This window comes from Xanthomonas axonopodis (genome assembly GCF_001304695.1).
Taxonomy (GTDB): Bacteria; Pseudomonadota; Gammaproteobacteria; order Xanthomonadales; family Xanthomonadaceae; genus Xanthomonas; species Xanthomonas axonopodis.
The window spans coordinates 1-11,663 of sequence record NZ_JFAQ01000275.1; the positions used below are offsets into that span (position 1 = coordinate 1).

Sequence of the window (11,663 nt, forward strand, 5' to 3'; positions counted from 1 at the left end):
CCATCACCCGCTTCGGCACGCTGGGCAAGGTCAAGGAGCCGTTCCTGCTGCGCTCGGACAATGGCCTGGTCTTCACCAGCGGCGACTACACCCGTCTGGTGCGCAGCTATGGGCTGACGCAGGCGTTCATCACCCCGCATTGCCCACAGCAGAACGGGATGGTGGAGCGTGTGATCCGGACCTTGAAGGAACAGTGCGTGCACCGGCATCGCTCTGAGAGCCAAACCCACGCGCTGCGAGTGATTGCTGACTGGATCGCCTTCTACAACCAACAGCGCCCTCACCAGGCGCTGAAGAGGATGACCCCGGACGCGGCCTATGCCGCTACATTAACCGCATGACCTGAGCAGAAACCGGTAGGTCATTACAACTTGCAATGAGCGACGTTGCTGAGTCGGCAACAACTACGCCGTTGGCGGACGGGAAACACGCAGCCTCGCACCAACCATGCCAGCATCAGACAAATAAAAAAGCTCCCTCCCCGCTGGGCGTCGGGGAGAGAGCTCGATGTTTACGGCGATCGGGTGTTACAAGATCAGATCAGCGGTGCCGGGGTTGCGGGCAGCGCGACCGGAGCGGCCTTCTTCTTACGAACGGCCGGCTTCTTCTTGGCGACCTTCTTTACGGCGGGCTTCTTGGCAGCGGACTTCTTGGTGGCGGACTTCTTGGTCGCCTTCTTCGCTACTGCCTTTTTGGCGATCTTCTTGACGGCTTTCTTGGCAGTCTTCTTGGCGGCGGCCTTCTTGGTCGCCTTCTTTGCAGTCTTCTTCACTGCCTTCTTGGCGGCAGTCTTCTTGGCTGCCTTCTTCGCGGTCTTCTTTACTGCCTTCTTGGCGGTTGCCTTCTTTGCAGTCTTCTTGACGGCCTTCTTGGCAGCAGTCTTCTTCGCTGCCTTCTTGGCGGCAGTCTTCTTCACTGCCTTTTTGGCAGTGGATTTCTTTTTCGCAGCTTTTGCAGTGGCCATGTAATTGGCTCCTCGTCAGTGAACTATGGAGGTGAAACGCCCAGTTGAACCAAACCCCGCGACGGCATGCCGTCGTCGGAAACCGTCCGCAGATGATGCGCGACGGAACGGATACAGAAACACCCGCATCGAACGGCGACACGGGTGCGTAGTCGGAACGACAACTGCTTTCTTGGAGAGAAGCGGACCCGACTCCACCGTGGTTAGCGCTTCGGTGGACATCCGGAACAAGCTTGTCGGCGCGATGTCGATTCTGCTCACTCTCTTCCGCAACAATGTCTGCTGGGCGAAACCTAATCACGCTTTTTTTTACTGTCAACACTCTTTTGCAATTTTTTTTTTACCTACCATCACCGCGCGCCATGTCCACGCCAGCGAATCGCCCCGCGCGCGGACGTACCTACCCAACCGAGAAGCGCGTTCGCCCAACAGCGTTTTCAAAAAAGCACTTCTTTTCCGCTGTTTTTTTTATGTCGTGCGCTTGAGTGCCTGCCTGGGTGCTTGGACGGCATGGCAGCTAAGCCTGTGCAACGGCATTGCTTGCCGCCTGTCCGCCAGCTGAAAATTTTTTATCCGACGGCTGCACTTCCGACGTCGCATGAGCGGAAATGCGCAAACTTATCGAGCGCTCAGAGCGACATGCACGCACCTGCGCGCACCGACTGCGGCATCCATCGCGTGCACTGGCAGATGATCGAGCGAGGCGACATGGCAGGGAATTTTTTCACCAGGCGCACGCCAAACCCTCACGAACGACTCACGTCAGAAATCCGGCGCAGCGCAGGTGGGCGAGCAGTGGATGCGCGTTGGATGGTTGCTGCCGATGCACCGCATCGACATGCCAGCGGCGCAGCGCGGTCGTCGGTCGGCCGACCGACGCTTCCCTCTCGCCGATCGCGCGCCGGCTCGCGCCGCATCGCTGCACCGAGACACGCATCACCGACGCAGGGGTGCTCAAAAAAAATGGCCGCTCTAGGAGCGGCCATCGGATACCGGCGGCAACGACACCTGATCAGTGATCGTCGTCTTCGAGCAGCTCGGCATAGTCGTCCGGGTCCAGCAGGTCGTTGAGCTGCTCCTTGTCGTCGATCTCGACGACGAAGATCCAGCCCTCGCCATAGGCGTCTTCGTTGATGGTTTCCGGCTTGTCGCTCAACGCGCTGTTGACCTCGACAACGGTGCCGCTGACTGGGCTGTAGACGTCGGAGGCGGCCTTGACCGATTCCACCACCGCAGCGCCGTTGCCGACCTGCACGGTATCGCCAACGCCCGGCAGTTCGACGTAAACCAGGTCACCCAGCAAGCCCTGCGCGTGGTCGGAAATGCCGACGGTCACGCGACCGTTGCTTTCGACGCGGGCCCACTCGTGGGATTTGAGGAACTTGAGGTCGCCAGGGATCTCGCTCATGGGTGTGCTCCGGGAAAGATGATGGTTGGGGACAGGTGGTTAGTTTAGACCGCGCGACAAGACAGGTGCACGCACGGCGGTGTGGCGATGGTGATACGGACCCGGGCGCAGCGCCGCGCGCGGACTAAGCGGCGCTACACGATCAATCGCCGAGCACGCCGGGCTGTGCCTGGCCATCGCGCACGAACGGAAACTTCACTGCGCGCAGCGGCACCTGCTTGCCGCGGATGTCCACCCGTAGCTGCTCGATGCTGCCGGCCGGCACGCGCGCGAAAGCGATCGCCTTGCCCAGCGTGGGCGAGAACGTGCCGGACAGGATCTCGCCTTCGCCACTGGCGGTGAGCACGGTCTGGCCATGCCGCAGCACGCCCTTCTCGTCCATCACCACACCGATCAGCTGACGCGGTGCGCCCTGCGCCTTTTGCGATTCGAGCACGCTGCGACCGATGAAGTCGCGCCCTTCGTCCAGAGCGATCGTCCAGGCCAGCCCTGCCTCGTAAGGGGTGACGCCATCGTCCATGTCCTGCCCGTAAAGATTCATTCCTGCTTCCAGGCGCAGGGTGTCGCGTGCGCCCAGGCCTGCGGGTTTGACGCCCTGCGCGAGCAACACATTCCAGAATGCGACGGCGGCCTCCTGCGGCAACACGATTTCAAAACCGTCTTCGCCGGTATAGCCGGTGCGCGCAAGGAACAACTCAATGCCATCGCGCGAACGCGTCTGCAGCGCGGCGAAACGGCCGAGCTTGCTCGCTGCTGCGGTATCGGCCGGGTCGAGCAGGTCGATGACCTTGGCGCGCGCGTTGGGACCTTGGACGGCAATCATGGCGAAGTCGCTGCGTTCTTCCACGTGCACGTCGAAGCGTGCGGCCTGCTCACCGATCCACTGCAGGTCCTTTTCGCGGGTGGCGGCATTGACCACCAGACGGAAGAAGTCTTCTGTCATGAAATAGACGATGAGGTCGTCGATCACCCCACCCTGCGGATTGAGCATGCAGGTGTACAGCGCCTTGCCGGAGACCTTGAGCTTGTCCACCGAGTTGGCGAGCAGGTAGCGCAGGAACTCGCGCACGCGCGCGCCCTGCAGGTCGACCACCGTCATGTGGCTGACGTCGAACATGCCGGCGTCGCGGCGTACCTGGTGGTGCTCGTCTAGTTGCGAACCGTAGTGGATCGGCATGTCCCAGCCGCCGAAGTCGACCATCTTGGCGCCAAGCGCACGATGGGTGTCGTTGAGGATGGTCTTCTGGGTCATGTGCGCCGTTCCAAAGGAAAGACGGCCATTATCGCCGTCCTGTCACGCTAGGGGGAACGGCGTGCACACCGCTGTGGTCGCGCTGCCTGCGGGCGCTAACGCAGCGCGACGCCACACCGCGCTGCAACAATGCTGAGCTGGCAGCGCAGTGCATGCCCTGCCCGCTTACATCATCCGGCCGGCTGCACCAGCAAGGTCATGCCATCGACACCGACGATGCGCACCGGCGTGCCGGCCAGCAGATCCGGGCCGGCCACCACCCAGAACGCATCATCGACCTTGGCGCGGCCACGGCCGTCGTGGATGGCCTGATCGAGCAGCACGCGACGGCCGATCAATTGTTCGGCGCGCCGATTGAGCAGCGAGCGATCGCTCTGGCGGCCCTTGCCGCGAAACCAGGTGCGATACACCTGCACCGCGACGAAACCGAGCAGCACAAACGCCACGATCTGCCACAGCAACGCGACGTCCGGCAACACCAGCACCAATAAGCACACCGCTGCGGCAGCGATTCCCATCCACAGCAGGAAGGCACCCGGCACCAGCGTCTCTGCCGCGATCAGCAGCAGCGCCAGCACTGCCCAGACCGCCACGTCCCAGCGCATGGCTCAGGCTCCCGCGCGCGGCGGCATCGGCGGTACGCGCACGGGCGCGTCGGGCTTGCCAGACGCCTCCCTGGCCAGCTCGGCGATACCGGCGATCGAACCGATGATGCCGCTGGATTCTATCGGCATCAGCACGAATTTCTGGTTGGGTGCGGTGGCCAGCGCCTTGAACGCTTCCACATATTTCTGCGCGACGAAATAGTTGATCGCCTGTACGCTGCCGTTGGCGATGGCGTCGGACACCATCTGCGTTGCGCGTGCCTCGGCCTCGGCCAGGCGTTCGCGCGCTTCGGCATCGCGGAAGGCGGCTTCCTTGCGGCCTTCGGCCTCGAGCACGGCGGCCTGCTTCTCGCCATCGGCGCGCAAGATTTCCGATTGACGCGAGCCTTCGGCTTCGAGGATCTGGGCACGCTTTTCGCGCTCGGCCTTCATCTGCCGCGCCATCGAATCGATCAGGTCGCGCGGTGGCTGGATGTCGCGGATCTCGATGCGCGTGACCTTGATGCCCCACGGGTTGGTGGCCTGGTCGACCACGCTGAGCAACTGCGCATTGATGGTTTCGCGCTGGCTGAGCGACTCGTCCAGATCCATCGAACCGATCACGGTGCGGATATTGGTTTGCACCAGCGCGATCGAGGCGATTTCCAGATTGGACACTTCATACGCAGCCTTGGCCGCATCCAGCACCTGGAAGAACACCACTCCGTCCACACGCACCACCGCGTTGTCCTTGGTGATGACGTCCTGGCTGGGGACATCAAGCACCTGCTCCATCATGTTGATCTTGCGCCCCACGCCGTAGACCACCGGCACCAGGAAGTGCAGCCCCGGGCTCATGTGGTGTGGGTGTAGCGGCCGAAGCGCTCCACCATCCACTGGGTAGCCCTGCGGCACCATGCGCACGGTTTTGAACAGGACAACGACGCCGGCAACCAACACGGCGATGGCGAGAAATGAAGTCGGAAACATGTGCAGCCCCTTGCAGGTCGTGGATCTATCCTTGCGCGATTATGCCCCAGCGCTCCCGGCGGCTGATGCCGGCCACGTGCAGAGCGGGCCGGACGCAGCCGCTGCACCCGGCGGCTGTCGCGAGGCAGGCAACGCGCGCGTGTTCATGCAAACGCAGTCAGGCGCTACGCGGCGAGAACATGATGATCGCCATGCCGAGCAGGCAACAGGCGGCGCCCAGCAGATCCCAGCGCGTTGGCGTCACGCCGTCCACCCACCACAGCCACAGCAGCGCGCTGGCGATGTAGACGCCGCCATAGGCCGCGTATACGCGACCGCTCGCTTCCGGATGCAAGCTCAACAGCCAGACGAACACGGCAAGGCTCAGCGCAGTGGGCAGCAGCAACCACACGCTGCCACCTTTGCGCAGCCAGAGATAAGGAAGGTAGCAACCGACCAACTCGGCGAGCGCCGTCGCGGCGAACAGCAGTAGCGTGGTCGGCGCGATCGTCATGCGGGGCGGGGTGTGTCGGAGTCGGCACCATCAGGGCCGGTTTGATATCCCGGTGCGCTGCGGGAGGCCTGACTGCCAACGGACGGGTGACTGCTGGCAGGGCTGTCAACTGCCGGCATACCGCCGCTGCACTCCTTCCGCTTGACCTGTTGCCACAACGCTTCCTGCTCACCCAGCGAAAACGCGTTCAACGACGTGCCGGCAGTACGCGCCTGCGCCTCCATCGCACGAAAGCGACGTTCGAATTTCAGGTTGGCGTGCCGCAACGCGGCCCCGACATCCACCTTGGCATGACGCGCCAGATTGGCGCAGACGAACAACACATCGCCCAATTCGTCTTCCAGCCGGGCCTGATTGTCGGCCACCGGGCCGCGTTCGAATTCCACACGCAGCTCTTCAATTTCTTCCTGCAGTTTTTCCAGCACCGGCACCGGGCCGGGCCAATCGAAACCCACGCGCGCCGCACGCGACTGCAGCTTGGTGGAGCGCTGCCATTCGGGCAGCCCGCGCGCGATGCCAGCAAGTGCGGAGTCGTCCTGATTGCCTGCGGCGCGGCGCTCGTCGCGCTTGATCTGCTCCCAGTTGGCGCTCACCGCCTGCGCATCGGGCGCCGGTTGCGCGGCGAACACATGCGGGTGGCGACGCATGAGCTTGTCGCTGAGCGTGGCGACCACGTCGGCGAACGTAAACGCCCCCTGCTCGGCCGCCATTTGCGAATGGAAGACCACCTGCAGCAACAGGTCGCCCAACTCGTCGCGCAGGCCAGCCAGGTCGTTGCGGTCGATCGCATCGGCCACCTCGTAAGCTTCTTCGATGGTGTACGGCGCGATGCTGGCGAAGGTCTGCTGCACATCCCAGGGACAGCCGTGTTCGCGATCGCGCAGGCGCGCCATCAAGTGCAACAGCTGCTGGATATCGCCGGTGGATGAGGTCTGAGACATCGTGTATTCCTGGAACCTCTGAGGTGAGCGCGCCGCCGGCGCATGTCCCATGCGACGCAAGCGACGTACGCGGCCGTTGCACACCGCAACAACGCGCGGCACGCAAGCGCGTGCGGGGATACCGGAGTGTACCTTTCAGTGCATCGTGACCTTGCGCAGCCATGCCGTCGCGAAGACGGCGCGCATGCCGTTCAGGCCAGCCAATCGCGCCAGGGCAGATTGGGGTCGCCCAATGCGATGAAGTCGCCGTTGAGCAAGGTGTCGCGGCGGTTGTAGCGGAACGGTTTGCCGCTGGCGCCGGCCAACAACACGCCACCGGCCGCATGCAGCACGCACTGGCCGGCGGCGGTGTCCCACTCGGAAGTGGGACCGAAGCGGGGATACACGTCCAGATCGCCCTCGGCGATGCGGCAGAATTTCAACGACGACCCTTGCGCGACCACCTCGATCTCGCCCATCCTCTCCAGCGCGGCGGCGGTACGCGCGTTGCGATGCGAACGGCTGGCCGCTACCCGCAACGGCGTGGCGGCCGGGGTGCGCGTGTGCAGCATCTCATCGCGGTCGCCATCACGGCGGAAGGCGTTCTCGCCGCGCGCGGCGTACCAGACCCGCCCGTCGACCGGCGCCTGCACCACTCCCAGCACCGGTGCGCCCATATGGATGAGTGCGATGTTGACGCTGAACTCGCCATTGCGCTTGACGAATTCGCGGGTGCCATCGAGCGGATCGACCAACCAGTAACTGGTCCAGTACTGGCGTTGTTCCCAGGCCACGTGCACAGACTCTTCCGACAGCACCGGCACATCCGGGGTGACACGGCGCAAGCCTTCGACGATGACGCGGTTGGCCGCCAGGTCGGCTTGGGTCAGCGGGCTGGCGTCGTCCTTGATCTCCACCGAAAAGTCCTGGGCGTAGACCTCCATGATTGCGGCGCCGGCATCGCGCGCGATGGCGATCACGGTTTCGCGCAGCTCCATCGGGATGCGGATCATGGATTGCGCTCCAGCCACTCGCGCGCAATGAACAAGGCGGCCAGCGAGCGGCCTTCGGAGAAATCTTCGCGCAGCATCAATTCGTCCAGACGTGCGATCGGCCACGGCACCACGTCCATCTCTTCCGGCTCGTCGCCAACCAGGCGCTCGGGGTAGAGGTCGCGTGCCAGCACCAACCAGGATTGGTGACTCATATAAGTAGGAGCGAGCGTCATCGCGCGCAGCACCTGTATCTGGCGTGCGCCATAGCCGGCTTCTTCCTTGAGCTCGCGGTCGGCGGCCTGCTCGGGTGTTTCGCCGGCGTCGATGCGGCCCTTGACCAGACCGAGTTCGTAGCGATGCACGCCGGCGGCATATTCGCGCACCAGCAGCACAGTTTGCGCATCGAGCATCGGCACCACCACCACGGCGCCGTGGCCCTGGCTGAGTTGGCGTTCGTAGATGCGGCGCTGCCCGTTGGAAAATTCCAGATCCAGCTGCTGCCGACGGAACGGCCCGTCGCCCAGATCGGTGATCTTGTGGATGATCGGCAGACGCGAGCTCATGCGTCGCACGCAGCCGCAAAGCGGGCCGATAGAATAGGCGGATGCATCGACATGTCCATGAACCCGAAATCCTAGCAGACCCTGCAGCCGCACAAACTGCCGAACATTGGCGGCAACGCGATCTTGCCGTGGTGTGGCACCCCTGCACGCAGATGCGTGAGCACCCGCACACGCTGCCGCTGGTGCCGATCGCGCGTGGCGAAGGCGCATGGCTGGTCGGCCATGACGGCCGCCGCTACCTGGACGCGGTGAGCAGCTGGTGGACCAACCTGTTCGGTCATACCGAACCGCGCATCGGCGCGGCCATCGCGCGCCAGGCCGGCGAGCTGGAACAGGTGATGCTGGCCGGCTTCACGCATACGCCGGCCGTGCAACTGGCCGAGCAGTTGCTGGCGATCGCGCCGCGCCAGGCCGGGCGTGCACCGTTGTCCAAGGTGTTCTACGCCGACAACGGATCGGCGGGCGTGGAGGTGGCGCTGAAAATGGCCTTTCATTACTTCCACAATCGCAGCGACCACCGGCGGACACGGTTCATTGCACTGCAGAATGGTTACCACGGCGAGACCATCGGCGCGCTATCGGTTGGCGATATTCCGCTGTATCGGCGAGTGTATGCGCCGCTGTTGCTGGAGGCCATGTTCACCTCCTCGCCCGACGCCTACCTGGCCGAGCCGGGGCAAAGCGACGAAGACTATGCACTGCAGGCAGCCGATGCGTTGCAGGCCATGTTCGAACGCTCGCCCGGCGAAATCTGTGCGCTGATTCTGGAGCCGCGCGTGCAATGCGCGGGCGGGATGCGCATGTACCACCCGGCGTATCTGCGCCGCGCGCGCGAATTGTGCGATGCCCATGGCGCATTCTTGATCGCCGACGAGATCGCCACCGGCTTCGGCCGTACCGGCACCCTGTTCGCCTGCGAACAGGCCGGCGTGATGCCCGACCTGTTGTGCCTGTCGAAGGGGCTGACCGGCGGCTTCATGCCGCTGTCGGCGGTGCTGGCCACGCAGCAGTTGTACGACGCGTTTTTGGACGATTCGCGCGAGCGTGCGTTCCTGCATTCGCATAGCTACACCGGCAACCCGCTGGCATGTGCGGCGGCGCTGGCGACCTTGAAGATCTTCGCAGACGACGACGTGATTGCGCGTAACCAACCCATCGCTGCGCGCATGCGCGAGCTTGCTGCGCAGATCGGCGAACACCCGGCCGTGGCGGATGTGCGCCAGGCCGGCATGATCGTGGCGTTCGAGCTGACCCAGGGCGGCAACAAGCGCACGCCGTTTGCGCCTGCCGCACGCGTCGGCCTGAAGGCATATCGCGCGGCGCTCGAAAAAGGCGTGGTGCTGCGCCCACTCGGCGACGTGCTGTACTGGATGCCGCCCTATTGCGTGGACGAGGCGCAGCTTGCGTTGCTGGCCGACACCACCCGCCATGCCATCAAGGAGGCGGTGGCATGCGCCTGACCCGTTCACATGTCGCGCTGCCGCTGCACTGCGACCAGGAAGTGACGTTGCCGGAAGAGTCGGCCAATCACCTGCTGCGGGTACTGCGGCTGCGCGAGGGCGATGCCTGCATCCTGTTCAACGGCGACGGCAGCGACTACCACGCACGCATCACCGTGGCGGGCAAGCGCGATGCACGTGCGCTGGTGGAACGCGCCGAGCCGCTCTCCAACGAATCGCAGCTGCGCATCACCTTGATGCAAGGCATCGCGCGCGGCGAGAAGATGGACCTGATCCTGCAGAAGGCCACCGAATTGGGCGTTGCGGCGGTCGTGCCGGTGATCGCCGAGCGCACCGAGGTCAAGCTCGATGCAGCGCGCACGGAAAAACGCGTGGCGCACTGGCGCAGCGTGGTGGTGTCGGCCTGCGAGCAATCAGGGCGTGCACGTGTTCCCAGCGTAGCCACGCCGCAGGGCCTGCAGGACGCGGCGCAGGCCAGCGACGCGCACGCGCTACGGCTGACGCTGGACCCACAGGGCGAGCATCGCCTGGGCACGTTGGCATCGAGCGTCCAGCAACACATTGTCGTGGCGATCGGGCCGGAAGGCGGCTGGTCGCCGCGCGATCGCGCGCTGCTTGTCGAGGCGGGCTTCAGCGGCCTGCAGTTGGGGCCGCGCGTTCTGCGTACCGAAACGGCGGGGCTAGCGGCGATCGCGGCGCTGCAGTCGCGGTTCGGGGATTTGTAAATGAACGCTAAAACCTCTCCCAATCTGCGGCCCTCCAGTCAGGGAGCGCTTGCGGACATTAGGTAGACGCAGCGAAATAGAAGAATGCGCCTCACCGTGCTCGATCAAGACCATGCCCACTCATCAGCACCGATGCTCTCGTGAGGAGCGCGTTGCTGATCTGGATCCACGGCCGAGTCGGTAAACATGTTGCGTCAAAATTGTTTGTTAGCAATACTATCAATTAGTCTCTCATGCTGGTGGCGTGCTGCACTTGGAACTTGAGGCCGCCCAATATCAGCGCGATACGCAAGGTCAGTGGCGCCATGACGGCGTCGCTGCCGAAGGCAATATTCCGTTGGAACTCAATGCAACGCGTGAGCGCCTGCAACCGGCATTGGAGCAGCATGCGCAGGCAATGGCACAGATGCCCGCGCGGCAAACGCCAACGCCACAGCAACAAGATCATGCCAACACCGAGGCGACCTATGCCGCCTATGGCGTTGCTCCCAATGCCCAGACTGCAAGCGCGATCCAGCTTGCGGTGCAGAAGACCCGTGAGGCAAACGGGATTGATGCAGCAACCAGCTCTTTGGCATTGGAGCGCGATGCGACCGGCCAATACTCGGTGGACAGTCCCATCCAGCATTTGAGCCGTGACGCCGATGGTGTGGTGCGCGTTGCGGCAATCACCAGCACCGACGACATCCATCAGGCACGTGGCCAGTTGCAGGCGCACCATCAGGAACACCCCCCATTGCGCGTTACGCCAACCGAGCCGACAGCGTCTACGCAGACGCAAGCCACCGCCCTGCAACCCGGCGACCGTGGCACCGAGGTACTGGCGCTGCAGGCCAGCCTGATCCAACTGGGCATCAATGAGCGGGTCAAGACCCCGGTGGAGATCAATGGCGTCTACGACCAGCCCACCCAACGCGGGGTGCAGGCGTTTCAGTTGATGCACGGCATGGACGAGGTCAACGGGATTGCCAACCGAAGCACCCTGGCAGCAGTGCAGCAGCAGGCAGGCAGTGCCATCGTCCAGCGCGCGATGGCGTCGCAACAGGCCGGCCCCACGTTGCAGGATGTACCGCACGGTGCGATGGCCGCGCCGGCTGCGGCCGTTGCTGCAACCGCCCCCAAGCGCACGCAACCGGACCTGCATGCACAGCAACAGCAACAGGCGCTGGAACAACAACGCCAATGGCAGCTGCAGCAGGACCAGCAGCTGCAGTTGCAGTCCGAGCAACAACAGCGCCACCAGCAGGAGCAAGCGCAACGCGCCGAAGACGAGAAGAGCCGCGATGCACAGCGCGACAAGGAACAGTCG

At 63.9% G+C, this 11,663-nt stretch carries 13 protein-coding genes and 2 pseudogenes; 6 read left to right on the plus strand and 9 right to left on the minus strand.

The annotated features are described in order from the left end of the window. From XAXN_RS19485 to XAXN_RS22615, 3 genes are all read left to right on the plus strand, one after another. On the plus strand, positions 1–341 hold a 341-nt coding region (locus XAXN_RS19485), incomplete at its 5' end, for an integrase core domain-containing protein (protein WP_134984935.1). Between the two features lie 198 nt (positions 342–539). Next, on the plus strand, positions 540–968 hold the full coding sequence (locus tag XAXN_RS23340) for a hypothetical protein (RefSeq protein WP_054320754.1): 429 nt from the start codon (positions 540–542) through the stop codon (positions 966–968). A 210-nt stretch (positions 969–1,178) separates the two neighbouring features. After that, positions 1,179–1,526, plus strand: a complete 348-nt coding sequence (locus XAXN_RS22615) for a hypothetical protein (RefSeq protein WP_167694840.1) — start codon at positions 1,179–1,181, stop codon at positions 1,524–1,526. Positions 1,527–1,721: 195 nt separating this feature from the next. Here XAXN_RS22615 and XAXN_RS22620 read toward each other — a convergent pair whose 3' ends face one another. From XAXN_RS22620 to nudE, 9 genes and pseudogenes are all read right to left on the minus strand, one after another. Beyond that, positions 1,722–1,922 (minus strand): hypothetical protein, encoded by a 201-nt coding sequence (locus XAXN_RS22620; RefSeq protein WP_054320745.1) that lies wholly within the window; start codon positions 1,920–1,922, stop codon positions 1,722–1,724. Between the two features lie 54 nt (positions 1,923–1,976). After that, the gene (gene gcvH / locus XAXN_RS19500) at positions 1,977–2,372 is read right to left on the minus strand and encodes a glycine cleavage system protein GcvH (RefSeq protein ID WP_003482419.1); all 396 of its coding nucleotides are present in this window, start codon (positions 2,370–2,372) and stop codon (positions 1,977–1,979) included. A 142-nt stretch (positions 2,373–2,514) separates the two neighbouring features. Next, positions 2,515–3,624 (minus strand): glycine cleavage system aminomethyltransferase GcvT, encoded by a 1,110-nt coding sequence (gene gcvT, locus XAXN_RS19505; RefSeq protein WP_054320746.1) that lies wholly within the window; start codon positions 3,622–3,624, stop codon positions 2,515–2,517. Between the two features lie 170 nt (positions 3,625–3,794). Beyond that, a complete protein-coding gene (locus XAXN_RS19510; protein ID WP_054320747.1) occupies positions 3,795–4,229 on the minus strand; it encodes an NfeD family protein in 435 nt (144 codons plus the stop codon). Between the two features lie 3 nt (positions 4,230–4,232). Continuing rightward, a pseudogene (locus XAXN_RS19515) lies at positions 4,233–5,198 on the minus strand (SPFH domain-containing protein). A 157-nt stretch (positions 5,199–5,355) separates the two neighbouring features. Further along, the gene (locus tag XAXN_RS19520; RefSeq protein ID WP_054320748.1) at positions 5,356–5,691 is read right to left on the minus strand and encodes a YnfA family protein; all 336 of its coding nucleotides are present in this window, start codon (positions 5,689–5,691) and stop codon (positions 5,356–5,358) included. Further along, positions 5,688–6,632 (minus strand): nucleoside triphosphate pyrophosphohydrolase, encoded by a 945-nt coding sequence (mazG, locus tag XAXN_RS19525; RefSeq protein ID WP_054320749.1) that lies wholly within the window; start codon positions 6,630–6,632, stop codon positions 5,688–5,690. The genes XAXN_RS19520 and mazG overlap by 4 nt, the downstream gene beginning before the upstream one ends. 191 nt (positions 6,633–6,823) lie before the next feature. After that, the gene (gene cysQ, locus XAXN_RS19530; RefSeq protein WP_054320750.1) at positions 6,824–7,624 is read right to left on the minus strand and encodes a 3'(2'),5'-bisphosphate nucleotidase CysQ; all 801 of its coding nucleotides are present in this window, start codon (positions 7,622–7,624) and stop codon (positions 6,824–6,826) included. Next, positions 7,621–8,169 (minus strand): ADP compounds hydrolase NudE, encoded by a 549-nt coding sequence (gene nudE, locus XAXN_RS19535; RefSeq protein WP_054320751.1) that lies wholly within the window; start codon positions 8,167–8,169, stop codon positions 7,621–7,623. Before nudE ends, cysQ begins: the two co-directional genes overlap by 4 nt. A 41-nt stretch (positions 8,170–8,210) precedes the next feature. Here nudE and bioA point away from each other — a divergent pair, with 41 nt between their 5' ends. The 3 genes and pseudogenes from bioA to XAXN_RS23750 all read left to right on the plus strand — a co-directional run. Beyond that, positions 8,211–9,629: an adenosylmethionine--8-amino-7-oxononanoate transaminase gene (gene bioA / locus XAXN_RS19540; RefSeq protein WP_054320752.1), complete on the plus strand. Its 1,419-nt coding sequence runs from the start codon at positions 8,211–8,213 to the stop codon at positions 9,627–9,629. Next, positions 9,620–10,354, plus strand: a complete 735-nt coding sequence (locus XAXN_RS19545) for a 16S rRNA (uracil(1498)-N(3))-methyltransferase (RefSeq protein WP_054320753.1) — start codon at positions 9,620–9,622, stop codon at positions 10,352–10,354. The genes bioA and XAXN_RS19545 overlap by 10 nt, the downstream gene beginning before the upstream one ends. Before the next feature lie 262 nt (positions 10,355–10,616). After that, a pseudogene (locus tag XAXN_RS23750) lies at positions 10,617–11,663 on the plus strand (peptidoglycan-binding protein); the annotation flags it as partial.